The organism is Streptomyces sp. NPDC048419 (assembly GCF_043200415.1).
Taxonomy (GTDB): Bacteria; Actinomycetota; Actinomycetes; order Streptomycetales; family Streptomycetaceae; genus Streptomyces.
The window spans coordinates 651597-676826 of the sequence record NZ_JBICXT010000001.1 but is presented as its reverse complement, the minus strand read 5'-3'; the positions used below and the strand labels follow the sequence as shown (position 1 = coordinate 676826).

The following is a 25230-nucleotide window of genomic DNA, read 5'->3' as shown; positions in this document are numbered from 1 at the left end:
CGGCCGTTAGACGGGCCTGACGGTGCGCGGTCCCGTCACCTCCGCGCCCAGCTCCTGCACGCGCCGCCGCAGCTCCCGGTCCGCCGTCACCACCAGGACGGGCCGTTCGCCCGCACCCGCCACCAGGCCCACCATGTGGTCGTCCCCGCTGCCCGGCGCCGACTCCACCCGTACGCCGGGCACGGACTCCACGCCACGTGCCGCTCCCTCCACCACGAGGACGATCTCCACGCGGCCGGCGTGGCCCGGGAGACCGTCGGCCGCCAGCCGGTCGCGCAGGCGCTCCGCGGCCCCGCGCCGGTCCCGCCACCACCCGTCGGGGACGGACCCGACGACGTTCGCGGCGTCGACGATCAGGAGCAGCGGCGAGCCGCCTCGGTCATCGGCCTCCATGGGGTCAGCCGCCCTGCTTCTCGTTCTCGTTCCCGTCGAAGCTGGCGAAGTACGCGGCGGCCATGTCCTCGTCGGCGTGGCCCTGCGCGGCGGCCCGCTCCATGCGTTCCGCGCTCGCTTCGGCAACGTCCAGCCGCACGCCGTGGCGCCGTCCGGCCTCGACGATCAGGCGGGCGTCCTTGGCCGCGGTGTCCACCGCGAAACTGGCGGGGGAGAGCCTGTCCTCCAGCACCAGTGCCGCCTTGGCCTTCAGATAGCCCATGTCGAGCGGGCCGCCGGCGATGAGGTCGAAGAAGTTCTCCGGGTCGACGTCGAGGGCCTGCGCCAGCGCCAGGACCTCGCCGGTCGCCGCGGTGGCGGCGAGCACCCAGCTGTTGGCCACCAGCTTCAGCCGGCTCGCACTGCCCGCCGCACCGTCCTCGCCGGTCCACACGGTACGGACGCCGACCGCGTCGAACACCGGCTCCACGGTGCTACGGCCCTCGACGGGCCCGGCGGCCAGCACGGTCAGCTGACCGGCCTCGGCGGGCTGGCGGGTGCCGAGCACGGGAGCGTCGTAGAAGACGAGTCCGTGCTCCCGGGCGAAGGCCGCGAGGTCGGCGATCGCCTCGATCCCGGCGGTGGTCGACTGCACCCAGACGGTGCCGGGGCGCAGCGCGGGGGCGGCCTCGCGCAGGACGGCCAGGGCGGCCGGGCCGTCGTAGAGGATGGTCAGGACCACGTCGGCGCCCCGGACCGCGTCGGCGGGGGAGGCGCACACCTGGGCCCCGTCGGCGGCGAGCGGTTCGGCCTTGGCGGCGGTGCGGTTCCAGACGCGGACGGTGTGTCCGGCGCGGGCGATGTTGCGGGCCATCGCGGCACCCATGATGCCCGTGCCCAGGACGCTCACGGTGAGGTGGTCGGTCATGAGGTCGGCTTCCTTACTCGTACGGGGTTCGCACTCGTGCGGTGGTTGCTGGGAACAGCCTGCCCGCCGAGTGCCCCACCGCGCGCACGGGACCCGGAGCCGCGCGCCACCCGGGGGCCGGGACGCGGTCCGTGTACCCGCCCGCTTAAGGTGAACCGGTGAACGGCGACTGGCTCATACGCGGCCGCGACGGCCGGCTCAGTGTCTATCTGCCGACGGACGACGCCGTCCTGTGCCGCGCGGAGCGCGGACCCGGCGGCCCGTGGGCGCCCGCGCACAGGGTCGGCGGCGACCAGAAGCTGCTCCCCTCCCACGCCGTGGGCCAGGGCCCGGACGAGTACGCCCATCTGGTCTCCTGGCGGCCCACCGTCCCCGGCGAGTCCGGTCTCGTCCACTCCACCCACTTCCGGCCCCGGCTCGCCGCCCTCGACTGGAGCCCGATCGGGCATCCCAACAAGAAGGGCGAGGAGACCGGCACTCCCGCCGTCGCGGTCGACGCCGAGGGCCGCGCCCATGTCTTCGTCCGCAACAGGGGCGGCGGGGTGAGCATGCTCGCGCAGAAGGAGAAGGGCGGCTGGGATCCCTGGCGCGACCTCAAGGGGCGTGAGGTGCAAGGGGAGTTGGCGGCCGTGACGGGGGAGTCCGGACGCGTCGAGCTGTACGCGGCCGTCCCCGGCGGCATCCTGCACTGGCGGCAGGAGGAGCCGGGAGCGCAGCCTGCCCTGGAGGAGGCGATGGAGGCCCCGGTCCGCCCGGGCACCCTGCGTGCCCTCGCCACCTCCGCGGAGAGCACCACCCTCTTCTACACCAACGGTTCGGGCGACCTGTGCGCCTGGCGCCCCGGTGGCAAGCCGGTCGTCCTCCTCCCGTCCACCGGCCCGGGCCCGGTCGCGGCGATCCGGTGCGAACTCGACGGCCACGACTGCACGTTGCTCGCCCAGCGCTCGTCGAGCGGCCGCGTGGCCTTCGCCGCGTACCCCACGGAGCAGGAGTCGGCGGGAGCGTGGTGGACGGAGTCGGGACCTCAACTGCCCGCGGACGCGGGGGTGTCGCTGGCGGTGGACGAGAACGGGCGGGTGGTGGCGGCAACGTTGTCCCCTTCGACCGGGCAGCTGCTGCTCACCCGGCGCAAGGACGAGGCGGGTCTGGCCCTGGAGGCCTGGCGGGAGGTCTGACGGGTCCCGGGGGCGGGTGACGGCCGTCCACATGTCGGTCACACCGTGTTCGCGCAATGTTCGACCTATGATGGGGCGCGCTCGGCCTCCCCTGCGACAGGTGTTCGGGGATCGGCACATCGGCCGCGCCGGGCGGGAAGGAAGGGGCGGGCCACGTCATGCGGACCGGATCCGGGCGCGGCGCCGCCCGACGAAGAACTGCCGACCGCGTCGTCGTACACCAGGAGACTGGGCGGCACGCGCCGGAGGCGACCGTGGACGGCCGCCGGCTGGTACTGGGCAAGGACGGGCGGCTCACCGCCTACGGCCGGACCCGCGGCGGGCTGCTGCGGTGGACCGAGAACCGGCCGGGGGGTCCGCAGTGGACGGGCCCCGAGTTCTTCCCCGTCGCGGACCTGACCCATCTGTCGGTGGTCCAGGGCGCGGACACCTACGTCCACTTCCTGGGCCGGCGCGAGGTGCGCAAGGGCGACGGGCCGCCGGCCGTGGACATCGTGCACGCCATCCAGTACCAGACGGGGCGGCCGGTCACCGAGTGGCGTTCGCTGGGCAATCCGCACACGGACCGGGAGAAGGCCGCGCGGTTCGGCATACCCGTGGGTGCGGTGAGCGGGTCGGGGCGGGTGCACGTCTTCGTGCGCAACGCGGGGCGCGGTCTGATGCTGCGCCGCGAGGGGCCGACCGGGAAGTGGCAGGCCTGGGAGGACCTCAAGGGCAGCGGGGTGCAGGACGGACTCGCCGTGGTCGCCCACGCGTCCGGGCGCATCGAGGTGCTGGCGGGCGGCGGACAGGACGCCATGTGGTGGCGGCAGGCCGAGGCCGACGGGGACTTCCGGCAGGAGCCGAGCATCGCGCTGCAGGTGACGCCGGGCACGGCGGCGGCGCTGGAGACGGCGCCGGACCGGGCGACGTACTACTGGACCGACCGGGACACGCGCCAGCTGATCGCCCACCGCCCGGGCGGCTGGCTGATCCCGCTCGGGGGAGCTCCGGCCGACGAGCCCCTCGCCGTGCTGCGGGCGGTCCTCGACGGCTACGACTGCACCGTCCTGGCCCACCGCGGCCCCGACGGCCAGGTGTTGCTGACCGCCTGCGGCACGGAGAACGAACAGGCGGGCCTGTGGTGGTCGCCCACCGGCGAACACTCCACCACGGCCCCCGCGCTGTCCCTGGACGCCCTCGGCCGCGTCGTCCTGGCCACCGTCGCCGAGGACGGCGCCCTGCACATAGCCCGCCAGTCGAACGGCCCGGGCTTGGCCTTGTCACCGTCGGTACGGGTCTGAGAGCGGGCGGGGACGCGGTTTCGTCCGACAGAGTCCCTGCCTGCCGCCCGGCGGGCGCTGACGGGCGGCGCGGGTGGGTGGCGCCGGCTTGCGGTACCGCTCGGCGCCTGAACGTCCCGGCGACCGGCCGGACCAGTCGGACCACGACCGGGCCGGACCAGTCGGACCAGTCGGACCGACCCTCAGGAGCTGGCCTCCGTCCCCCCGCCCCGTGCCGGTGACTTCTTGGCCGACTCAGGGATTTGCGCGTCCTTGCGCAGGGCCTGCCAGAGTCGGCCCGCCTGGGGCTCGGCGGCCACCACGCGGTTGGGGTCCTGGGTGTCGTACTTCACCGGGAGCATGATCGTCTCCATGGTGCCGGGGTCGATGCCGTTCATGCTGCGGGCGAACCCCGCGAGCTTGGTGAGCGAGGCGAGGCCGGAGTCGGTGGTGAGGGACTCGGTGAGACTGTCGGCGATCTTGAACGTCTTGGTGGGGCTGCCCAGCAGGTCCTGCTTCTTGATCTCGCTCAGCAGCGCGATCAGGAACTGCTGCTGAAGGCCTATCCGCCCGAGGTCGCTGCCGTCCCCGATGCCGTGCCGCGTGCGCACGAACTGCAGCGCCTGCGTACCGTCGAGCCGGTGCTCGCCCGCCGTCAGGTTCAGGCCGCTGGACTTGTCGTGGATCTCCTGGTCGACGGTGATGTCGACCCCGCCTATCGCGTCGACCAGCCCCTTGAAGCCCGCGAAGTCGATCTCCACGAAGTGGTCCATCCGGACCCCCGACATCTGCTCGACCGTCTTCACGACGCAGGCCGGACCGGCCACCGAGTAGACCGAGTTGAACATCACGCGCTTCGCGGACGGCAGCTCGGAGCCGTCCTTCGCCGTGCACGCGGGGCGCGTCACCAGCGTGTCGCGCGGAATGCTCACAGCGACCGCTTTCCGTCGTCCCTCGGGCACGTGGATCACCAGGGCGGTGTCGGACCGCGCCCCGGAGACGTCGCCCGTGCCCAGCGACGCGTTGGCGCCCGAGCGCGAGTCCGAGCCGAGGACCAGCAGGTTCTGCCCCGACGTGGGCAGCTTCTCGGGACGGTTGTCGCCGATCGCCTTGTCGAGGTCGACACCCTTGAGGTTGCCGTTCAGGTCGCTGTACAGCCAGTAGCCGACACCCCCCGCGGCCAGCACGAGCAGGACCAGACTCAGGGCGATCCAGCGCCAGACCCGACGGCGCCGCCGCGGCGGCCTGGCCCGGCGGCGCGACGGTGCGTGCCGTGATTCCCGGGTGCCCGTCTCCGTCTGGGCGTGCGTCATGTGCGTCGGTCCTCTCTCACTCAGGTGGCTCGGGGCACGAGTGGGGGGAGAGGCCGGGCCCGTCAGCGGTGGCGGACGGTCGTCCACCAGTCATCAGACCTTCAGAGTTGGTTAAGGGTTGTATGTGTTTTCTGTCATTTCTGACTGGTGTTGACATTGGAGTACGCGCTTGCTGATGATGTGCCGGTCCTGTGAAGGTTAAGTTTTCGGTATGAACCGGTGACGGCTTCTCGTCGTCGCCTTACGTGGTCGCACATCGAGCCGGGGGGCGCGAAGGCGAGCGGCCACCTGCACTCACTTCGGCCCTGCCGGGGTGAGGAGAGGGAGGGGTGGCTGTGCTGGTGCGTGCGTCGGCCCGTGGGGGGCGAGCGGCGTGACGACCGTTTCCGATCATGCTGTCGGCCAGGTGCCGGACGCAGCCGGGGGCCGCACGGCCCGAGTCGGTGCCGCATCGCGGCCCACCGCCCAGGCCGCGCCCACCACGGTCACGGCGGAGCACGGCGACGTCTACGTCGAGCCCGGTCTGACACCGTTGTCGGCCCGTGAGGCGAACCGTTCCGCTCTCACCGCCCTGCTCGACGCGGCCGGCGTGCCCCACTTCGCCGTCCGCGGCACCGCCGACCACGGCACGGTCGTGGCCGTGGCGGAGGAGCACCGGGAGCGGGTCCTGGGCGTGGTGTTCCGCGGGCTGAGCCAGTACCCGGGGCACCTGGGCGTGGTCGATCCCGACGCGCCCCGCCCGTCCAAGCCGGTCTCCTCCCGCGACCCCAAGGCCTGGCGCGAGGTCGCCACGGCGCGCGTCGTGCAGGTCAGCTGGTACCGCACCGACCCGGGCCGGCACCTGCTGCTCGGCCACGAGTACGGCTGCGCGATCGAGTTCTGGCAGCGCAACGGCACCTACCTTGTCGCACCCCGGGCCAACCGTGCCACGTGGGCCGTCGCGGCCGACGGCCCGAACGTCCTCGGCGCCGCCAGACTGTTCAGCCGGTTCGTATCGGACTGGACCCCGCGGCATCTGGCGCCGGCCCTCGCCACCCGCTCCGAGTTCCTGGTGAACTGCGCGGACGACATCACCTTCCCGGTCGACGCGGTCTACACCTGGGTCGACGGCAACGACCCGGCCTGGAAGCAGCGCAAGGCGCAGGCCAAGGGCGAGGTCTACCACGCCGAGTCGGCGAGCGACGCCCGCTTCATCAGCCGCGACGAGCTTCGCTACTCGGTGCGCTCGCTGCACCTGTTCGCGCCCTGGATCCGCAACGTGTACATCGTCACCGACGACCAGGTCCCGCCGTGGCTGCGCGAGGAGCTGCCCGGGGTGCGCATCGCCACCCACCGCGAGATCTTCCGCGACCGGTCGGTGCTGCCGGTGTTCAACTCGCACGCCATCGAATCGCAGCTGCACCACATCGAGGGCCTCGCCGAGCACTTCCTGTACTTCAACGACGACATGTTCATGGGCCGCCCGGTGGCCCCGCACGCCTTCTTCACGCCGAGCGGCACCGCCCGCTACTTCCCCTCGCGCAACCGCATCCCGCAGGGCCCGGTCGTGGAGACCGACACCCCCGTCGACGCGGCCTGCAAGAACAACCGGGCTTTGCTGATGGAACGTTTCGGCAGAGTGATCACCCAGCCGATGGAACACATCCCGTACGCGCTGCGCCGCACCGCGATGGAGGAGGCCGAACGGGACTTCCCCGAGGCCTGGGCCCGTACGGCGGCCAGCCGCTTCCGCGCGATGACCGACCTGTCGCCCACGTCGTCCTTCGCGCTGTACTACGCGGCGCTGACCGGCCGGGCGCAGCCGGGATCGATGCCCTTCACCTACCTCCAGCTGGCGGTGCCGGACCTCGCGGACCGGCTGCAACGGCTGCTCGACGGCCGTGACCAGGACTCCTTCTGCCTCAACGACGCCTTCTCGACACCCGAGGACATCGAGGCGCAGCAGGAGCTGCTGGACGGCTTCCTCAACGCCTACTTCCCCACCCCCAGCCCCCACGAGAGATGAAACGGAGTTCATGACGTGTCGGACCCGACGTCCATGAGCTCCGCGGCCAACGTCTACAAACGCCTCGTCCCCCAGCCCGTACGCTCCGCCGCCGCGACCACCGTCCCGGTGGGCGTACGGCGCAAGGTCAAACGCCGGCTCGCGCGCACCCTCGGCCGGCGCGAGGCCCGGCTGCACCGGCGCGCCCTGCGCCGGGTGCGCAAGGCGGGGCTCGGCACCTCCGAGCGCCGTACCCAGGCACCCGACGGCAGGGTCGCCCACGTGCACGCCGGCCTCACCGCCGACCTGGCGCGGCGGCTCGACCACGACCTGGTCGCCCAGGCCCTGGACGCGGCCGAGATCCCCTGGTTCGCGGTGCCGGCGCTCGACGACCGGCGGATCTGCCTGGCCGTCGACCACAAGGACAAGAAGGCCGTCCGCCGGGTGCTACGCGCGTTGCTGGAGGAACACACCGGCTACGTCGTCTCCGTCTCGCCCGCCCACAACGACACCCGCGAGCTCCCGGGCAGCCACGTCAAGGCGTGGAGGAACTACGGCAAGGCCAAGGTGATCCGCCTGACCTGGCTGCGCACCGAACCCACCGAGAACCTCTGGGTGGGCGAGGACCAGGGCATCGAGATCGAGTTCTGGACCGCCAACACCGACCTGTCCGCGGAGCGGCTGATCGGCCCGCGCCCCAACCGCGTGCAGCGCTCGGTGCCCAGTGACGCGCCGGGCGTCGAGATCGGCCTGGACCGGCTCTCCGGCTACTCCGACATCGACGGCGACCTGGAGCCGACGATCACGCTGGAGAACTTCGACGTCCTGCGGCTCGAGGAGGTCACCTTCCCGGTCGACGCGGTCCTGCTGTGGCAGCACGCGACCCCGTGGGGCGAACAGCTGCTGCGGGCCGCGCTGCGCTCGCTGCACCAGTACGCGCCGTGGGTGGACGTCGTGCACGTGGTCGCCGAGGCGGAACCGCCGGCCTGGCTGCGCGCCGACGACCGGCTCACCCTCGTCCGCGCGCGGCCCGGCTCCGAGTGGCACCTGCACCTGTTGCCCGACCTCGCCGACCACTTCCTGCTGCTGCGCCCCGGCGCCCTGCTCGGCCGGCCGGTCCGTCCCTTCGACTACTTCACCCCGAACGGCGCGACCCGCCCCCGGCGCGGCCCCTGGAACGCCCAGGAGTCGTTCGCCCCGTGGACCCGCACCGCGTACTCGGCCACCGGCCGGGTCGCCGCCCACGGCTATGCACCGGGCCCCCAGCCGCACCGCGTCGAGACGCTCGCCCGGCTCGCGGAGACCGGGACCGCGCCGCTGCCGCTGGACGACGCGCAATGGTTGCCTGGGGTACCCGGCACGCATCCGCTGGACGGAGTGGTCCACCACTTCGGTCACACCTCCGGCCTGGCCGACCCCTCCGGCGAGGCCACCGTGGCGCTGCACGCCGCGCTGCCCGGTATCGGCAACCACCTGGAGCGGCTGCTGGTCCGCCGGGACAGCCAGCAGATCCAGCTGCTCGGCCTCGGCACCGACGAGGCGCGCGCCCGCGGCGGCACCAAGGCCGTCCTGGGTTTCCTGCACCGCTACTTCCCCGTCCCGAGCGTCTTCGAGGACGGCCGGAGCACCGACAGACACGAGGCGGTCAACCAGCCGTGAGCATGGGCAATCCCGAGGCCTCCGCGGCGGTCGGCGCGTACCGCACCCTGGTACCGGCAGGTCTCAGACGACGTATCGCGCGCCGCGTCCCGCTGCGGCTGCGCGCGGGACTCAAGCAGCTGCTGCGCCGGCTGCACACCGTGAACCTGTTCGCCCGGGTCGTCCGCGGCGCGCGGGCCCGCCGCCGCTGGCCGCACCTGTTCGGCGCGGGGGAGCGGCTGGCCGCCCTCGCCGGGCACGGCGCGCGGATCGCGCTGGTCCGCCCGACCGTGTCGCCGCTCGGCCTGCGCGAGGCCAACCTCGAACTGGTCGTCACCGCTCTGGAGGAGACCGGGGTCGACTACTTCGCGGTGCGCGGCAGTTCCGACTTCCGCTCCTGCCTCGCCGTCGCCGAGGCCGACCGTGAGCGGGTCGGCGAGGTGCTTCAGCGGTGCGCCGAGCGCAGCCCCGTCTATCTGCGGCCCTGCCGGGGCGAGGCCGCGCAGGGCCGCATCGTGCTGGCGGGCTCCCGGGCCGGCCGTCAACTGGCGCGTCAGGCAGCGGTGTTGCGCGTCGGCATGGTGTGGAGCGACCCGGCCGGCTCCCTGGTCCTCGGTCTGGAGCACGGCTGCGACATCGAGTTCTGGCGGCCCGAGGACGGGCGGCTGCACGCGCCGCGCCCCAACCGGGTCACCGAGGACGTGGCCCTCGACGCGCCACGTGTCACCGTCCCGATCAGCCGGCTCACCGGCTTCGCCGCCCTGCACACCCGCCGCACCCGCTCGGTGCGCACCATCCGGCCCTGCGCCGACCCGCTGCCCGAGGACGTGCGCTTCCCGGTCGACGTCGTCTACACCTGGGTAGACGGGAGCGACCCCGAGTGGCAGCGGCGGCGCGGCGCGTACGGCGACCACGGCTACCACACCGAGTCGGCCAACGCCGCCCGCTACATCAGCCGCGACGAACTGCGCTACTCCCTGCGGGCGCTGGAGCAGAACGCCCCCTGGGTGCGCCACGTCTACGTGGTGACGGACCGGCAGCGCCCGGCCTGGCTGAACGACGCCCACCACCGCATCACGGTCGTCGACCACTCGGAGATCTTCGACGACCCGGCCGCGCTGCCCACCTTCAACTCGCACGCCATCGAGAGCCGGCTGCACCACATCAAGGGCCTGTCCGAGCACTTCCTGTACTTCAACGACGACATGTTCCTGGGCAGCCCCGTCACCCCGCAGGACTTCTTCCTGTCCAACGGCATGACCCGCACCTTCTTCTCCCCGTCCCAGGTGCCCCGCTGGGACCTGACCCCCGTGGACCGGCCGGTCGACGCGGCCGGCAAGAACAACCGCCGCCTGCTGCAGGACCACTTCGGCAGCGCCATCGTGCAGAAGCTCCGGCACGCCCCCTACGCGCTGCGGTGCAGCGTGCTGGCGGAGATCGAGCGGGAGTTCGCCGATGAGCACCGGCGCACCTCGCAGAGCCGGTTCCGCAGCGCGAGCGACATCTCCATCCCGTCCTCGCTGTACCACTACTACGCCTACTTCACCGGCCGCGCCGTGCCCTCGAACATCACGTTCGCCTACCTCGACCTCGCCAGGCCGGAGATCCAGCGGCGGCTCGGCATTCTGCTCGCCCGCCGCGACCGCCAGGCGTTCTGCATCAACGACACCCTGTCCGACGGCCACGACGTGGAGCGCCAGACGGCGATGCTCAGCCGCTTCCTGCGGACCTACTACCCGGTGCCGTCCCCCTTCGAGAAGAAGGAGAGTCACGAGAAGAAAGAGCCCCAGGTCCGGTGAAGATCTCCTTCCTGATCAACAACATCTACGGCATCGGCGGCACCAACCGCACGGTCATCAACCTGGCCGAGGCACTCTCCGTCCACCACGACGTGGAGATCGTCTCCGTGTTCCGGCGCACCACCGCCACCAAGTTCGAGATCTCCCCGCGCATCACCGTCCGCGCCCTGGTCGACCTGCGCCCCGGCTCCGCCGACAAGGGCGCCGCCGGCAGTGACGAACCGAGTGAAGTGGTGCCGCGCCAGGAGGAGTTCTACGCGCAGTACAGCCGGTTCACCGACGCGCGCATCATCCGCGACCTGCAGCGCACGTCCGCCGACGTCGTCGTCGGCACCCGCCCGAGCCTCAACCTCTTCGTCGCCGCCCACACCCGCGACGGCGCCCTGCGCGTGGCCCAGGAGCACATGACGCACCTGGCGATCCCGCCCGCGGTACGCGCCGAGATGGCCCGCGTCTACCCGCGGCTCGACGCCATCACGACGGTCACCGATGCCGACGCCCGCTCCTTCATGGAGAACACGCCGATCCCCGGCATCCCCGTCGTGGGCATCCCCAACAGCGTGCCCGAACCGGCCGTCACGCCCTCCGACTGCTCGCACAAGGTCGTCGTCAGCGCCGGCCGCATGCACCAGATCAAGCGCTACGACCTGCTCATCCGCGCCTTCGGCCACCTGGCCCAGGACTTCCCCGACTGGCAGCTGCGCATCTACGGCGACGGCGGCGAGGCCGGCAAGCTGCGCGCGCTCGTCACCGAACTCGCGCTCACCGGACGGGTGTTGCTCATGGGCGGCTTCTCGCCCATCGAGTCCGAGTGGGCCAAGGGCTCCATCGCCGCGGTCACCTCGAGCGCCGAGTCCTTCGGCATGACGCTCGTCGAGGCGATGCGCTGCGGACTGCCCGTGGTCTCCACCGACTGCCCCGTCGGCCCCCGCGAGATCCTGCGCCACGGCGAGGACGGCTTCCTCGTGCCCAACGGCGAGGTCGACGGCATCGTCCAGGGCCTGCGCCGCCTCATGGCCGACGAACCCGTGCGCCGCGCCATGGGCGCCGCCGCCCTGCGCAACGCCACCCGCTTCGACCCGGCGGCCGTGGCCGACCGCTACGCCGAACTCTTCGAGGACGCCGCCCGCCGCCGCGCCGCCGCCGAGCGCGGCTACCGGACCCCGGCCGGCCCCCGCACGGCCGGCACCGACCAGCTCACCGTGCCGCCCGTCTCCCTCGGCGCGGCCACCGTGGACGTCACCGCCGACGACGCGGGCTGGCTGCGGTTCTCGGCCGACGGGCCCGACGAGGGACGCCGCCGCTGGCGGTTCGTGCTGCGCCACAAGCCCTCGGACGGCGACGCCCGCCCGGACCTGCCGCTGCGCACCTCGCGCAAGGACCTGGACAACGGCGGCACCCGGTACACCGCCGTCCTCACCCCCTCCGCCCTCGACGACCTCGGCGACGGACGCTGGCAGGTGACGATGAGCGCCCCCAAGTCCTCGCCCGTCCACATGAAGGCGGGCGTCCGCGACACCCGCGCCCTCATCGACGCCCGCGCCCGCCTCATCGCCCGGCCCCCGGCCGGCCCGATCGGCTGGAACCTGCCCTACGCCCAGCCCAACGGCAGGCTGATGCTGCGCACCGTCGTACGCGAGGAACACGCCGAGTGCACCCAGGTCGAGTCGGCGGACGGCGCCATCACCGTGCGCGGCGTGCTGACCGGCACACGCCGGATCGAGCCCGGCGCGCTGTTCATCGTCAGCCGCCGGGGCCGCCACAGCGGCACCTTCACCGTGCCCGTGGAGGTCCTCGGCCGCCAGGCGTTCCGTGCCCAGGCCCCGCTGCGCCACGTCGTCGACCACCGCCTCGAGCGCTGGGAGGACTGGGACTGGTGGCTGCAGCCCGACCCGTACCACCGGGGCAAGGTGCGCGTCTGCCATCTGCTGGAGGACTTCCCCGACGTCAAGGGCGCCTACGTCTACCCGTCCGTCCCGCTCGTCGGCGACGAGGTCTCGCAGTACGCCGTAGTCCACCCGGCCCGCCCGGTGTGGGTGCGGCCCTACTGCTCCGCCTCGGGCGCCATGGCCATGAACGTGGTGGACCGATGAGCCTGCTCAACCCGACGGCCGAGGAGGGCCGATGACCGAACCCACCCGCTCCATTCTGCACATCGTCGCCCACCAGGACGACGACCTGTACTTCATGAACCCCGACCTGGTGCGCTCCCTCCAGGACGGCGACCGGATCACCACGGTGATCGTCACCGCGGGCGAGGGCGACGGCATCAACGTCGACACCAACGAGCCCCAACGCGCCGCGGTGCAGCCGGACTTCACCCGCTACAGCACCGAGCGCGGCTGCGGGCTGCGCTCGGCGTACGCCCGTATGGCGACCGGCAACCGTGACCACCCGTGGCGGCGCGAACCCGTCGACCTGGTGCCCGGACTGGCCGCCGAGCGGTTCACCCTCGTCGACCACGACGGGGTATCGCTGTACTTCCTCCAACTGCACCAGGGCGCCCCCACCGACCGCGGCACCCGCACCCGGCTGCACGACCTGTGGGAGGGCGCCCTGCGCACCCAGCCCACGCTGCCGGTGCACGGCTGCACCGTCGGCGGGGTCCAGCACATCACCCGCGACCAGCTGATCGCCGCCCTGACCGCCCTCCTCGGCCAGGTCCGGCCCACCACGGTGCGCACCATGGACCCGGACCCCGAACACGACGGCGGGCGGCAGGAGTTCGTCTGCTCCGACCACGTCGACCACACGACCACCACCCAGTTCGCGCTCGCCGCCCTCGCGCGCCACCGGGAGGGCGGCCACAACCCGGTCGTCGAGCACTACCGCGCCTACGCCAACCGCTTCTGGGGCTTCAACCTCGACTCCGCCACGATCACCGAGAAGGCCGAGTACCTGGCGACCTACGGTGGCATCGACGCCCCCGCGGTCTGTCCGCACGGCACCTGCCAGACCTGCGGTGACCGCCAGCTGGGGCCCAACCCGTTCCGCAGCACGCACATGAACAGCGCCGCGTACCGCTACTCGCCGACCACGAACTGGCTGCGGCTCGGCCCGGGCGGACGGCTCAACGCCTTCGGCGTGCTGGCCGGACGGCTCGCCTTCTGGACGGAGACCGGCCCGGCGAGCGGCGAGTGGAAGGGCCCCTTCGTGCTCGGCGACGGCTGGATCGCGCCCACGCTCGCCGTCTCGGGCCTGCCCGGCGGCCCGGCCGAACTCGCCGGTCTGCGCCGCCAGAACGTAGTCGGCGGCGGGGTCACCGTCGACGTCGTGCACACCGCGCAGGACCCGGGCGGCAACGGCTTCAGCGGCTGGCAGACCCTGGAGAACCCCGACTGGGCACAGGGCGACGGCCGCAGGCAGCGCGAGGCGGGCGTCCCGTCGGCCGCGATGGACGCCGCCGGCCGGCTCTACGTCTTCATCCGCACCTTCGGCCAGGGCATCGCCTGCCGCCGCCGGGAGGCCGACGGCACCTGGCTGCCGTGGGAGGACCTCGGCGGCAGCTTCGTCCAGGACGCGGGCTGCGCCCTCGCCACCGAGCGCGGCACCGTGGAGCTGTACGTGCCGGGCAAGAACACCGTCTGGCGCTGGCACCAGGCCGAACCCGGCGGCCCCCTCCTCCTCGACGACACCCTGAAGACGGGCCGCCCGGCCACCGGCGGGGTCACCGCCGTCGACTCCGGCGGCAACCGCACCTGTCTCTACTTCCGCGAGTCCGGCACCCAGCAGGTCATGGCCTACCGCCAGCACGCGGACGGCCGCTGGCCCGGCTCCGGCGCGGGCGTCGGCGGCCACGGCGGCACCGGCGCCGTCGCCGCGCTGTGGGCCCCCGAACGCGGCGCCCGCGAGGCCTTCCTGGCCCACCGGGGCAGCCGCGGTCGCCTCGTCACCTCCCTGCCCGACCGGGACAAGAACGTCTCGGGTACCCACTGGCAGGAGTCCGGCGAGATGGTCGCGCAGGCCCCGGCCCTGGCGTACGACGCGACCGGCGCGCTCGCCGTCGCGGTCATCGGCACGGACGGCCGCCTGCACACCCGCCGCCAGCTGTCCGCGACGGCCGGCAGTCCCCTCGGGCCCTGGTCGGCCGCCTGAGCACAGCGAAAGAGGGCCTCCGCCACAACGGCGGAGGCCCTCTTCACGTACGGCCGGTCGTTACGCCGGGACGCTCGCGAGACCCGGAGCCAGGAACGTCTTGCCGTTCACGCGCTCCGAGACACCCTCGCGGTCCAGGTACGGCGTGATGCCGCCCAGGTGGAAGGGCCAGCCGGCGCCCGTGATGAGGCAGAGGTCGATGTCCTGGGCCTCGGCTACGACGCCCTCGTCGAGCATCAGGCCGATCTCCTGGGCCACCGCGTCCAGGACGCGGTCGCGGACCTGCTCCTCGGTGAGGACGGAGTCGCCCTGCTTCAGCAGCGCGGCGACCTCCGGGTCCAGCTCGGGCTTGCCGGAGTCGTACACGTAGAACCCTCGCTTGCCCGCCTTGACGACGGCGGCGAGGTTCGGGGAGACCGTGAAGCGGTCCGGGAAGGCCCGGTTGAGAGTCTCCGAGACGTGCAGGCCGATCGCGGGACCGACCAGTTCCAGCAGGACCAGCGGGGACATCGGCAGGCCGAGCGGTTCGATCGCCTTCTCGGCGACCTCGACCGGGGTGCCCTCGTCGATGACGTTCTGGATCTCGCCCATGAAGCGGGTGAGGATGCGGTTCACCACGAACGCCGGGGCGTCCTTGGTGAGGACCGCGGTCTTCTTCAGCTTCTTGGCGACGGCGAAGGCCGTGGCCAGCGAGGCGTCGTCGGTCTGCTCGCCGCGGACGATCTCCAGCAGCGGGAGGATCGCGACCGGGTTGAAGAAGTGGAAGCCGACGACCCGCTCGGGGTTCTTCAGCTTCGACGCCATCTCGGAGACCGACAGCGAGGAGGTGTTGGTGGCGAGGATCGCGTGCGCCGGGGCGACGGCCTCGACCTCCGCGAACACCTGCTGCTTGACGCCGATCTCCTCGAAGACGGCCTCGATGATGAAGTCGGCGTCTGCGAAGCCCTCGGCCTTGTCCAGCACACCGGTGACCAGGGCCTTGAGGCGGTTGGCCTTGTCCTGGTTGATACGGCCCTTGCCGAGCAGCTTGTCGATCTCGGCGTGGACGTAGCCCACGCCCTTGTCGACGCGCTCCTGGTCGATGTCGGTCAGCACGACCGGCACCTCGAGGCGGCGCAGGAACAGCAGGGCGAGCTGCGAGGCCATCAGGCCCGCGCCGACCACGCCGACCTTGGTGACCGGGCGCGCCAGGTTCTTGTCCGGGGCGCCGGCCGGGCGCTTGCCGCGCTTCTGCACCAGGTTGAACGCGTAGATGCCGGAGCGCAGTTCGCCGCCCATGATCAGGTCGGCGAGCGCCTTGTCCTCGGCGTCGAAGCCCTGCTGCAGGTCGCCGTTCTTGGCGGCGGCGATGATGTCGAGGGCGCGGTAGGCGGCCGGAGCGGCGCCGTGCACCTTGCCGTCCGCGATGAAGCGGCCCTTGGCGACGGCCGCGTCCCAGGCCTCACCGCGGTCGACGACCGGGCGCTCGACCTCGACGTCGCCCTTCAGGACGGACGCCGTCCACAGCAGCGACTGCTCCAGGAAGTCGGCACCCTCGAAGAGGGCGTCGGCGATGCCGAGGTCGAAGACCTGCTTGCCCTTGAGCTGCTTGTTCTGGTTCAGGCTGTTCTCGATGATCACCGAGACGGCCTTGTCGGCGCCGATCAGGTTCGGCAGCAGCGTGCAGCCGCCCCAGCCGGGGACCAGCCCGAGGAAGACCTCGGGCAGCGAGAAGGCCGGCAGGGACTTCGAGACGGTCCGGTAGGTGCAGTGCAGACCGACCTCGACGCCACCGCCCATCGCCGCGCCGTTGTAGTAGGCGAAGGTCGGCGCCGCGAGAGTCGCGAGGCGCTTGAAGACCTCGTGGCCGCCCTTGCCGATGGCCAGCGCGTCCTGGTGCTCCTTCAGCAGCTCGACGCCCTTGAGGTCGGCGCCGACGGCGAAGATGAACGGCTTGCCGGTGATGCCGACACCGACGATCTCGCCGGCCGCGGCCTCCTTCTCCACCTGGTCGATCGCGGTGTTGAGGTTCGCGAGCGAGCCGGGACCGAAGGTGGTCGGCTTGGTGTGGTCGAAGCCGTTGTCCAGCGTGATGAGCGCGAAGCGCCCGGCGCCGTACGGCAGGTCGAGGTGGCGTACGTGCGCCGACGTCACGACCTCGTCGGGGAACAGCTCGGCCGCACCCTTCAAAAGCTCAGCGGTGGTGCTCACTTGTCCCCCTCGAAGCGCGGGTTCTCCCAGATGACCGTCGCGCCCATGCCGAAGCCGACGCACATGGTGGTCAGGCCGTAGCGGACGTTCGGGTGCTCCTCGAACTGGCGGGCCAGCTGCGTCATCAGGCGGACGCCCGAGGAGGCCAGCGGGTGGCCGAAGGCGATGGCGCCGCCGTACTGGTTGACGCGCTCGTCGTCGTCGGCGATGCCGTAGTGGTCCAGGAAGGCCAGGACCTGGACGGCGAAGGCCTCGTTGACCTCGAAGAGGTCGATGTCCTCGATCGAGAGGCCCGCCTTGGCGAGGGCCTTCTCGGTGGCCGGGATCGGGCCGTAGCCCATGACCTCCGGCTCGACGCCGGCGAAGGCGTACGAGACGAGGCGCATCCTGACCGGCAGGTCGTGCTCGCGGGCGAAGTCCTCGGACGCGATGATCGAGGCGGTCGCACCGTCGTTCAGACCGGCCGCGTTACCGGCGGTGACCCGGCCGTGCACACGGAACGGGGTCTTGAGACCGGAGAGGTTCTCCAGGGTCGTGCCCGGGCGCATCGGCTCGTCGGCGGTGACCAGGCCCCAGCCCGTCTCACCGACCTCCGCGTTGGTGTTGCGCACCGAGATCGGCACCAGGTCCTGCTGGATCTTGCCGTTGGCGTACGCCTTGGCGGCCTTCTCCTGCGAGCGCACGGCGTACTCGTCGGCGCGCTGCTTGGTGATGTGCGGGTAGCGGTCGTGCAGGTTCTCCGCGGTCATGCCCATGAACAGGGCGGACTCGTCGACCAGCTTCTCGCTCACGAAGCGCGGGTTCGGGTCCACGCCCTCGCCCATCGGGTGGCGGCCCATGTGCTCGACACCGCCCGCGATGACGGCGTCGTAGGCGCCGAAGGCGATGGAGCCGGCGGTCGTGGTGACGGCCGTGAGTGCGCCGGCGCACATGCGGTCGATCGAGTAACCGGGCACCGACTGCGGGAGGCCCGCGAGGATGCCGGCCGTACGGCCGATGGTGAGGCCCTGGTCACCGATCTGCGTGGTCGCGGCGATGGCGACCTCGTCGATCAGCGCGGGGTCCAGTCCGGGGTTGCGGCGCAGCAGCTCCCGGATCGCCTTCACGACGAGGTCGTCGGCACGGGTCTCGTGGTAGATGCCCTTCGGGCCCGCCTTGCCGAACGGGGTGCGGACGCCGTCGACGAAGACGACGTCCCTGACGGTACGAGGCACGATGGCTCTCCTCCAGAGGTGCGGGATCTGCACTGCTGCGGCACGCAAGCGCTGAGCGCGCGCTCAGGCCCATGCTACTTATGAGTAACGTAGCTGCACAGTCCCGACGGCCCAAGCGGCGAAGGTCACACCGTGCAGGAGCCGCCGTCCCAGGATCTTGGCGTGATCTCGACGTCCCTGTTCCGCTTCCTCCACCTCTGGAGGCCGCGTCCACGGCGCTCAGGCCGAGAGCGCGGCCACCAGAACCGGCGTCACCTGCTCGACCTGCCACGGCCGGGCCCCGTACCCCGCCAGCGCCGCCGCGACGGCCTCCGTGTCGACGACCTTCGGCGGCTCCCAGCAGACCCGCCGCACCGTATCCGGAGTGATCAGGTTCTCCTGAGGCATGTTCAGCCGCTCGGCCACCGCGGACACGGCGGCCCGGGCCGCCGAGAGCCGCGCGGCCGCCGCGGGATCCTTGTCCGCCCAGGCCCGCGGCGGCGGAGGCCCGGTGACCAGCTGCCCCGGTGCCGGCAACTGCGCCTCCGTCAGGGCCTTCGCACGATCCACCGCCGCCTGCCACTGCTCCAGCTGCCGCCGGCCCATCCGGTTCCCGAAGCCGTTCAGCGCGGCGAGGGCCTGCACGTCGGCCGGCAGGGAGAGGGCGGCCTCGACGATGGCGGCGTCACCGAGCACCTTCCCCGGCGACACGTCCCGCCGCTGGGCGATCCGGTCCCGCGTCTGCCACAGCTCCCGCACCACGGCGAGCTGCCGGCGCCGGCGCACCTTGTGCATCCCGGACGTACGACGCCAGGGATCCCTGCGGGGCTCCGCGGGCGGGGCCGAGGCGATCGCGTCGAACTCCTGGTGGGCCCACTCGAGCTTGCCCTGCCGGTCGAGCTCCTTCTCCAGCGCGTCACGCAGATCGACGAGCAGCTCCACGTCCAGCGCCGCGTACCGCAGCCACGGATCGGGCAGCGGACGGGTCGACCAGTCGACCGCGGAGTGGCCCTTCTCGAGTGAGAACCCGAGGACGTTCTCGACCATGGCGCCGAGACCCACCCGGGGGAACCCGGCGAGGCGGCCGGCGAGCTCGGTGTCGAACAGCTGCGTAGGCACCATGCCTATCTCGCGCAGACACGGCAGATCCTGCGTGGCGGCGTGCAGGTCCCACTCGACGCCGGTGAGTGCCTCGCCGAGCGCGGACAGATCAGGACAGGCCACGGGATCGATCAGCGCGGTGCCGGCGCCGTCGCGGCGCAGCTGCACGAGGTAGGCGCGCTGGCCGTAGCGGTAGCCGGACGCGCGTTCGGCGTCCACGGCCACGGGGCCCGCGCCGGCCGCGAAGGCGGCGACCACGTCGGCCAGCGAGCTCGCGTCGGCGATCACGGGCGGAATGCCTTCGCGCGGCTCCAGCAAAGGGATCGGCTCTGGTTTCGGCGCCCCGGTAACAGATGTTCCGCCGTCTTCCGGAGGGGCGCCTCCGGTGGTTCGCAGTGAGCTGTCTGCTGCGGTCTCTTGGGCGTCGGTCACCTGTCAAGAGTATCTGTGTATGGACAGCGCCCGCCGACGTAACGTTCCGTCGACGGGCGCCTGGGGGTCGTAAACCAGTCAGGTCGGTGAAAGATCCGGTTCACGACAGGTGGGACACGGGCGGGGGAATCAGCGGCCGATTCGGTTCACGTCCGTGAATGGGTGTGATGTACGGGGAGGAGGAGGCGAGACGTACAGGCAGGTGGGGCGGGGCGTTCGGGTCAGTGGATGATGCCGGTCCGCAGGGCGACCGCGACCATGCCGGCACGGTCGCCCGTGCCGAGCTTGCGGGCGATCCGGGCGAGGTGGCTCTTGACGGTCAGTGCGGACAGGCCCATCGAGACGCCGATCGCCTTGTTCGACTGGCCCTCCGCGACCAGCCGCAGCACCTCGACCTCACGGCCGGAGAGCTCGCGGTAGCCACCCGGATGGCTCGGGGTACCCGGGGGGCGGCGGTGCATACGGGCGGCGGCCGAGCCGATGGGGGCGGCGCCGGGCCGGGTGGGGAGCCCGACGTTGGTGCGGGTGCCGGTGACGACGTAGCCCTTCACGCCGCCCGCGAGGGCGTTGCGTACGGCGCCGATGTCATCGGCGGCGGACAGGGCGAGGCCGTTGGGCCAGCCCGCCGCGCGGGTCTCCGAGAGGATGGTCAGGCCGGAGCCGTCGGGCAGATGGACGTCGGCGACGCAGATGTCGCGGGGGTTGCCGATGCGCGGACGTGCCTCCGCGATGGACGAGGCTTCGATGACGTCGCGCACACCGAGGGCCCACAGGTGGCGGGTGACGGTGGAGCGGACGCGCGGGTCGGCCACGACCACCATTGCGGTCGGCTTGTTCGGACGGTAGGCGACCAGGCTTGCGGGCTGCTCGAGGAGAACGGACACCAGGCCTCCTGGGGTGCGGGACGGCTTTCAAGGTCACAGTCGTCTTCGGCACCAAACCCAAAGTCCTTTAGGGAAAGATCACGATTTAGTGAGTAACAATCTGTGCAATTCGGACAAGCGATCGATCACTTGTTGAACGAATCGGTTCGTCGGGGAACCCGGTCGTGACTGAAAGTGGCCGAATCGACAAAGTGACGGTCAACGAAATGGCACGCAGGCACTCCATGAGAGGGGGGTCAACGTGACTGAGGGTCCCGCCGCTGCGGCAGCGTCACGATCGACGCGTCGCCGGGACCGGCCGGCGGCAGGCCCGCGACCTGGGCCAGCAGATCGCACCAGGCGGCGAGGTGGGCCGCCGTGTCGGGGACGCCGCCCAAGCCCTCGCGGGGCGTCCAGGAGGCGCGGATCTCGATCTGCGAGGCGGCCGGGCGCTCCGCCAGCCCGCCGAAGTAGTGCGAGCTCGCGCGTGTGACGGTGCCGCTCGGTTCGCCGCACGACAGCCCGCGCGCCTGCAGCGCTCCGGTCAGCCATGTCCAGCACACGTCGGGCAGCAGCGGGTCGGCGGCCATCTCCGGCTCCAGTTCCGCCCGCACCAGCGTCACCAGGCGGAAGGCGCCCCGCCAGGCGTCGTGCCCGTCCGGTTCGTGCAGCAGCACCAGTCGGCCGTCGGCCAGGTCCTGGTCGTCGTCGACGACCGTCGCCTCCAGCGCGTACGCGAAAGCGGCGAGCCGCTGCGGCGCGCGGGTCGCCTCCACCTCGATCTGCGGCCGCAGCCGCGCGGATCTCAGCGCGTCGACCGCGGCCCTGAAAGGCAGCGGTGCCGTACTGCCCGCATTCCGGTCCCCCTCCGTGTCGTCCATTCCGTCAGCGCCGTCCGACAGTCGTCCCTGAGCCGCAGCCATGCGGGGAAGGTTAAGGGGAACGGAGCCGTCGCGCAGGGAGGGACACCCGTGCGAGCGCCGCCTGTCCGGATCGGGCCCCGCCGCCCCCGGCCTTCGGCGCGTCGCCGCCGTGCGAGACTTGCCGTCGTGAGTGCGAACGAGAACCCCGCGGGCCAGGCCAGGACGCTGCCGACAGCCACACCCGACACCGTCCAGGAGTCCGCCTTCCTGAAGGCGTGCAGGCGCGAACCCGTGCCGCACACGCCGGTGTGGTTCATGCGTCAGGCGGGGCGTTCGCTGCCCGAGTACCGCAAGGTCCGCGAGGGCGTCCCGATGCTCGAGTCGTGCACGCGACCGGAGCTGGTCACCGAGATCACCCTCCAGCCGGTGCGCCGGCACGGCGTGGACGCGGCGATCTACTACAGCGACATCGTCGTTCCGCTCAAGGCCATCGGCATCGACCTCGACATCAAGCCGGGCGTCGGCCCGGTCGTCGCACACCCCCTCCGCACCCGCGCCGACCTGGCCCAGCTCAGGGATCTCACGCCCGAGGACGTCTGGTACGTCACCGAGGCGATCGGCCTGCTCACCCGCGAACTCGGCGCCACCCCGCTCATCGGCTTCGCCGGCGCACCTTTCACCCTCGCGAGTTACCTGGTCGAGGGCGGTCCGTCGCGCACGTACGAGAACGCCAAGGCGATGATGTACGGCGACCCCGAGCTGTGGGCCGACCTGCTCGACCGCCTTGCCGAGATCACGGCCGCGTTCCTGAAGGTGCAGATCGAGGCCGGCGCCTCGGCCGTCCAGCTCTTCGACTCGTGGGCCGGCGCCCTCTCCCCGGTCGACTACCGCCGCTCGGTGCTGCCCGCCTCCGCCAAGGTCTTCGAGGCCGTCGCCGGATACGGCGTCCCGCGCATCCACTTCGGCGTCGGCACCGGCGAGCTGCTCGGCCTCATGGGCGAGGCCGGCGCGGACGTCGTCGGCGTCGACTGGCGCGTGCCGCTCGACGAGGCGGCCCGCCGGGTCGGCCCCGGCAAGGCGCTGCAGGGCAACCTCGACCCGACCGTGCTGTTCGCCTCCACGGAGGCCGTCGAGGCCAAGACCCGCGAGGTCCTCGACTCGGCGGCCGGCCTGGAGGGCCACGTCTTCAACCTCGGCCACGGCGTCATGCCGTCCATCGACCCGGACGCGCTGACCAGGCTCGTGGAGTACGTGCACACGCAGACCGCCCGCTGACTCACCACGTGTGCCGGGGCCGTGCCCTCCTGCCGAACAGCAGGCCGCGCGGTTCCGGCGGCGGAGGTGTGCCCGGCTTGAGCGGCCAGGCGAGAGCCATGCCGACCAGGAAGCCGACGACGTGCGCGGCGTACGCCACCGTGCCCGCGGAGGAGACGCCCTCGCCGGACGAGTAGACGGCCTGGAGCGCGAACCAGAAGCCCAGCACCAGCCAGGCCGGCAGCCTCAGCGGCAGGAAGATCAGGAACGGCACCAGGACCCAGACCCTGGCCTTCGGATACAGCACCAGATAGGCGCCCAGGACACCGGCGATGGCTCCTGACGCGCCGATCAGCGGGTCGGCGGAGTCGGCGTTGAGGAGGGCGAAGCCGTATCCCGCCGCGTAGCCGCAGACGACGTAGAAGAGCGCGTACCGGATGTGGCCAATGCGGTCCTCGACGTTGTCGCCGAAGATCAGCAGGAAGAGCATGTTGCCGAGCAGGTGCAGCCAGCCGCCGTGCAGGAACATCGCGGTGAGGACGGACAGCGCGGGGGACTTGTCGTAGGACGGCGGGCCCACCAAGCAGCCCGCGCCGTGCGCACCCACGCCGACGCCGCCCGTGGGCACGAGGCGCGGCATCTGATGGTGGATCAACTCCCGTGGTACGGCCGCGTAGTGGTCCAAAAACGCCTGGAGATGGCATGTCTGCGCCAGGGTGCTGTCTCCCACCACGGAACCCGCGAGGCCGGGCGTGGACAGGAAGACGAGGAAGTTCGCGGCGATCAGCGCGTACGTCACCCAGGGGGTGCGCCGCACCGGGTTCACGTCATGGACGGGGATGACCACAAGGAATTAGTGCCCCCGGCCGACGGAATTAGTGCCTCGCTGTGCGCCGGGTGAGTCGGTGAACACCGGCACGCGCGCGTGCGTATGACTCGTCAACCGCCCGCGGCACGGGGAAGGCGGGTCGCGGGGACGACGTGAGGAACAGGCGATGAACGACCGAGTTACTCCTCCGATGCATGCCACGCCCGACGGTGAGGCGGAGATCTCCCTGGTGGTGAAGTTGCCCTGGGAGGACGTCGCCCGGCTCGGCCAGGAGGCGGGGCGGCTCGCTTCGCAGATGCAGCGGCCGGTGACCCTCGACGAGGCGGTGAGTCACCGGCTGCGATCCGTGCGGAGTGCTGCGCACGCGAAGCCGGCCGGGGAGCAGCCGGCCGCTGTGGCTTCCACGGCGTCCGTGTCGTCGTTGCCGCCGCGGCCTCCGGCGGAGCAGGCGCGGCAGGCGATCGAGCGGATCAACGGGTCGGCTTAGGCGCGTTGGCGGGTGCGGGTTTGTCGTGGTTGCTCGCGCAGTTCCCCGCGCCCCCAAAAGCTAGAAGCCCTGCGCCACCGCCTTCGATGCCTTGCGGGCTGCTACCAGGATCGGGTCCCAGACCGGGCTGAAGGGTGGGGCGTAGCCCAGGTCCAGGGCTGTCATCTGGTCCACCGTCATGCGGGCCGTGAGGGCGACGGCTGCGATGTCGACCCGCTTGCCCGCGCCCTCGCGACCGACGATCTGCACGCCGAGCAGGCGGCCCGTCCGTCGTTCGGCGAGCATTTTGACCGTCATGAGGGAGGAGTCCGGGTAGTAGCCCGCGCGGCTCGTCGACTCGATGGTGACGGCCTCGAACTGGAGGCCCGCCCTGCGCGCGTCCTTCTCGCGCAGACCGGTGCGGGCGATCTCCAGGTCGCAGACCTTGGAGACGGCGGTGCCGACGACGCCGGGGAAGGTGGCGTAGCCGCCGCCGACGTTGGTGCCGATGATCTGCCCGTGCTTGTTGGCGTGGGTGCCGAGGGCGATGTGGCGCTCCTGGCCGGAGACCAGGTCGAGGACCTCCACGCAGTCGCCGCCGGCCCAGATGTTCGCGTGCCCGCGCACCCGCATGGCCAGGTCGGTGAGCAGGCCGCCGTGGGCGCCGACGGGAAGGCCGGCCGCCTGGGCGAGCGTCGTCTCCGGGCGTACTCCGATGCCCAGGACGACCACGTCCGCGGGGTACTCGGCGTCCTCCGTGGCCACCGCGCGTACCCGGCCGTCCTCGCCGGTGTGCAGCTTGGTCACCTCGGTGTCGTTGACCATGGTGATGCCCAGGCCCTCCATGGCCTCGTGCACCAGGTGGCCCATGTCCGCGTCGAGGGTGGACATCGGCTCGCTGCCGCGGTTGACGACCGTCACCTCGTAGCCGCGGTTCAGGAGCGCCTCGGCCATCTCCACGCCGATGTAACCCGCCCCGACGACCACCGCGCGGCGGCCACGCGTGTGTGCCAGCGAGTCGAGCAGTGCCTGGCCGTCGTCCAGCGTCTGCACGCCGTGCACACCGAGGGCGTCGGCGCCCGGCATGTCCGGGCGGATGGGGCGGGCGCCGGTCGCGATCACGAGCTTGTCGTACGACGTCCAGGACTCGACCCCGGAATCGACGTCACGCGCGCGTACCCGGCCGCCCGCCACGTCGATCTCCGTGACCTCCGTCCGCATGCGCAGATCGATGTCCCGCGCGCGGTGCTCCTCGGGGGTACGGGCGATCAGCTCGTCGCGCTCGTCGACGTCCCCGCCGACCCAGTACGGGATGCCGCACGCCGAGTAGGACGTGAAGTGGCCGCGCTCGAAGGCGACGATCTCCAGTTCCCCGGCGCCCTTCAGCCGGCGCGCCTGCGACGCCGCGGACATCCCCGCGGCGTCGCCGCCGATCACCACCAGTCGTTCCCGCGCAGCGCTCATGTTCATGTG

19 protein-coding genes are annotated in these 25230 nt (G+C 72.0%); 9 read left to right on the top strand and 10 right to left on the bottom strand.

Features of this window, described 5'->3' with window-relative positions; genetic code table 11:
* Window positions 1-6: 6 nt before the first annotated feature.
* Window positions 7-393, bottom strand: coding sequence for an NTP pyrophosphohydrolase (locus ACGFYN_RS02945; RefSeq protein WP_393863943.1), 387 nt, complete (start codon window positions 391-393; stop codon window positions 7-9).
* Between the two features lie 4 nt (window positions 394-397).
* Window positions 398-1300 carry an NAD(P)-dependent oxidoreductase gene (locus ACGFYN_RS02940; protein ID WP_393863942.1) on the bottom strand — a complete coding sequence of 301 codons (903 nt, stop codon included), beginning with the start codon at window positions 1298-1300 and terminating at the stop codon, window positions 398-400.
* A 158-nt stretch (window positions 1301-1458) separates the two neighbouring features.
* Between ACGFYN_RS02940 and ACGFYN_RS02935 the strand changes: the two genes are divergently transcribed.
* Together ACGFYN_RS02935 and ACGFYN_RS02930 are read left to right on the top strand one after the other, a co-directional pair.
* Entirely contained in the window at window positions 1459-2475 is a 1017-nt protein-coding gene (locus tag ACGFYN_RS02935; protein ID WP_393863941.1) for a hypothetical protein, read from the top strand.
* A gap of 158 nt (window positions 2476-2633) precedes the next feature.
* Entirely contained in the window at window positions 2634-3758 is a 1125-nt protein-coding gene (locus ACGFYN_RS02930; protein WP_393863940.1) for a hypothetical protein, read from the top strand.
* 182 nt (window positions 3759-3940) lie between these two features.
* Here the strand turns inward: ACGFYN_RS02930 and ACGFYN_RS02925 are convergent, their stop codons facing one another.
* Entirely contained in the window at window positions 3941-5050 is a 1110-nt protein-coding gene (locus tag ACGFYN_RS02925; RefSeq protein WP_393863939.1) for an LCP family protein, read from the bottom strand.
* 373 nt (window positions 5051-5423) lie between these two features.
* Here ACGFYN_RS02925 and ACGFYN_RS02920 point away from each other — a divergent pair, with 373 nt between their 5' ends.
* The 5 genes from ACGFYN_RS02920 to ACGFYN_RS02900 are packed head-to-tail and all read left to right on the top strand — an operon-like array spanning window position 5424 to window position 14566.
* Window positions 5424-7055, top strand: a complete 1632-nt coding sequence (locus ACGFYN_RS02920; RefSeq protein ID WP_393863938.1) for a stealth family protein — start codon at window positions 5424-5426, stop codon at window positions 7053-7055.
* 15 nt (window positions 7056-7070) lie between these two features.
* Complete coding sequence (locus ACGFYN_RS02915) at window positions 7071-8693, top strand: sugar phosphotransferase (protein ID WP_393863937.1); 1623 nt, start codon at window positions 7071-7073, stop codon at window positions 8691-8693.
* Window positions 8694-8695: 2 nt separating this feature from the next.
* Entirely contained in the window at window positions 8696-10471 is a 1776-nt protein-coding gene (locus tag ACGFYN_RS02910) for a stealth family protein (RefSeq protein ID WP_393864147.1), read from the top strand.
* Entirely contained in the window at window positions 10468-12564 is a 2097-nt protein-coding gene (locus ACGFYN_RS02905; RefSeq protein ID WP_393863936.1) for a glycosyltransferase family 4 protein, read from the top strand. The genes ACGFYN_RS02910 and ACGFYN_RS02905 overlap by 4 nt, the downstream gene beginning before the upstream one ends.
* A 31-nt stretch (window positions 12565-12595) precedes the next feature.
* On the top strand, window positions 12596-14566 hold the full coding sequence (locus tag ACGFYN_RS02900) for a PIG-L family deacetylase (RefSeq protein WP_393863935.1): 1971 nt from the start codon (window positions 12596-12598) through the stop codon (window positions 14564-14566).
* A 60-nt stretch (window positions 14567-14626) separates the two neighbouring features.
* Here ACGFYN_RS02900 and ACGFYN_RS02895 read toward each other — a convergent pair whose 3' ends face one another.
* The 5 genes from ACGFYN_RS02895 to ACGFYN_RS02875 all read right to left on the bottom strand — a co-directional run bounded on the left by ACGFYN_RS02895 (window position 14627) and on the right by ACGFYN_RS02875 (window position 21268).
* On the bottom strand, window positions 14627-16756 hold the full coding sequence (locus ACGFYN_RS02895) for a 3-hydroxyacyl-CoA dehydrogenase NAD-binding domain-containing protein (RefSeq protein WP_393863934.1): 2130 nt from the start codon (window positions 16754-16756) through the stop codon (window positions 14627-14629).
* On the bottom strand, window positions 16753-17970 hold the full coding sequence (locus ACGFYN_RS02890) for a thiolase family protein (RefSeq protein ID WP_393863933.1): 1218 nt from the start codon (window positions 17968-17970) through the stop codon (window positions 16753-16755). Before ACGFYN_RS02890 ends, ACGFYN_RS02895 begins: the two co-directional genes overlap by 4 nt.
* A 219-nt stretch (window positions 17971-18189) precedes the next feature.
* Window positions 18190-19482 (bottom strand): HRDC domain-containing protein, encoded by a 1293-nt coding sequence (locus tag ACGFYN_RS02885; protein WP_393863932.1) that lies wholly within the window; start codon window positions 19480-19482, stop codon window positions 18190-18192.
* A gap of 221 nt (window positions 19483-19703) precedes the next feature.
* A complete protein-coding gene (locus ACGFYN_RS02880) occupies window positions 19704-20366 on the bottom strand; it encodes a LuxR C-terminal-related transcriptional regulator (RefSeq protein WP_393863931.1) in 663 nt (220 codons plus the stop codon).
* Window positions 20367-20602: 236 nt separating this feature from the next.
* Window positions 20603-21268 (bottom strand): DUF3000 domain-containing protein, encoded by a 666-nt coding sequence (locus tag ACGFYN_RS02875; protein WP_393863930.1) that lies wholly within the window; start codon window positions 21266-21268, stop codon window positions 20603-20605.
* Between the two features lie 126 nt (window positions 21269-21394).
* On the opposite strand from ACGFYN_RS02875, the gene hemE reads away from it, so the two are divergent.
* Window positions 21395-22483, top strand: coding sequence for a uroporphyrinogen decarboxylase (gene hemE / locus ACGFYN_RS02870; RefSeq protein WP_393863929.1), 1089 nt, complete (start codon window positions 21395-21397; stop codon window positions 22481-22483).
* Between the two features lies 1 nt (window position 22484).
* Here the strand turns inward: hemE and ACGFYN_RS02865 are convergent, their stop codons facing one another.
* Window positions 22485-23309 (bottom strand): rhomboid family intramembrane serine protease, encoded by an 825-nt coding sequence (locus ACGFYN_RS02865; protein ID WP_393863928.1) that lies wholly within the window; start codon window positions 23307-23309, stop codon window positions 22485-22487.
* A gap of 148 nt (window positions 23310-23457) precedes the next feature.
* On the opposite strand from ACGFYN_RS02865, the gene ACGFYN_RS02860 reads away from it, so the two are divergent.
* The gene (locus ACGFYN_RS02860) at window positions 23458-23778 is read left to right on the top strand and encodes a hypothetical protein (protein ID WP_393863927.1); all 321 of its coding nucleotides are present in this window, start codon (window positions 23458-23460) and stop codon (window positions 23776-23778) included.
* 60 nt (window positions 23779-23838) lie between these two features.
* Here the strand turns inward: ACGFYN_RS02860 and ACGFYN_RS02855 are convergent, their stop codons facing one another.
* Entirely contained in the window at window positions 23839-25227 is a 1389-nt protein-coding gene (locus ACGFYN_RS02855) for an FAD-dependent oxidoreductase (protein WP_393863926.1), read from the bottom strand.
* Window positions 25228-25230: the final 3 nt, after the last annotated feature.

Bases quoted from the DNA above. Each gene is read 5' to 3' on its own strand.
- ACGFYN_RS02910 (WP_393864147.1), top strand. From the start codon at position 8,696: ATGGGCAATCCCGAGGCCTCCGCGGCGGTCGGCGCGTACCGCACCCTG.
- ACGFYN_RS02945 (WP_393863943.1), bottom strand. From the start codon at position 393: ATGGAGGCCGATGACCGAGGCGGCTCGCCGCTGCTCCTGATCGTCGAC.
- ACGFYN_RS02875 (WP_393863930.1), bottom strand. From the start codon at position 21,268: ATGGCTGCGGCTCAGGGACGACTGTCGGACGGCGCTGACGGAATGGAC.
- ACGFYN_RS02855 (WP_393863926.1), bottom strand. From the start codon at position 25,227: ATGAACATGAGCGCTGCGCGGGAACGACTGGTGGTGATCGGCGGCGAC.
- ACGFYN_RS02860 (WP_393863927.1), top strand. From the start codon at position 23,458: ATGAACGACCGAGTTACTCCTCCGATGCATGCCACGCCCGACGGTGAG.
- ACGFYN_RS02900 (WP_393863935.1), top strand. From the start codon at position 12,596: ATGACCGAACCCACCCGCTCCATTCTGCACATCGTCGCCCACCAGGAC.
- ACGFYN_RS02930 (WP_393863940.1), top strand. From the start codon at position 2,634: ATGCGGACCGGATCCGGGCGCGGCGCCGCCCGACGAAGAACTGCCGAC.
- ACGFYN_RS02940 (WP_393863942.1), bottom strand. From the start codon at position 1,300: ATGACCGACCACCTCACCGTGAGCGTCCTGGGCACGGGCATCATGGGT.
- ACGFYN_RS02925 (WP_393863939.1), bottom strand. From the start codon at position 5,050: ATGACGCACGCCCAGACGGAGACGGGCACCCGGGAATCACGGCACGCA.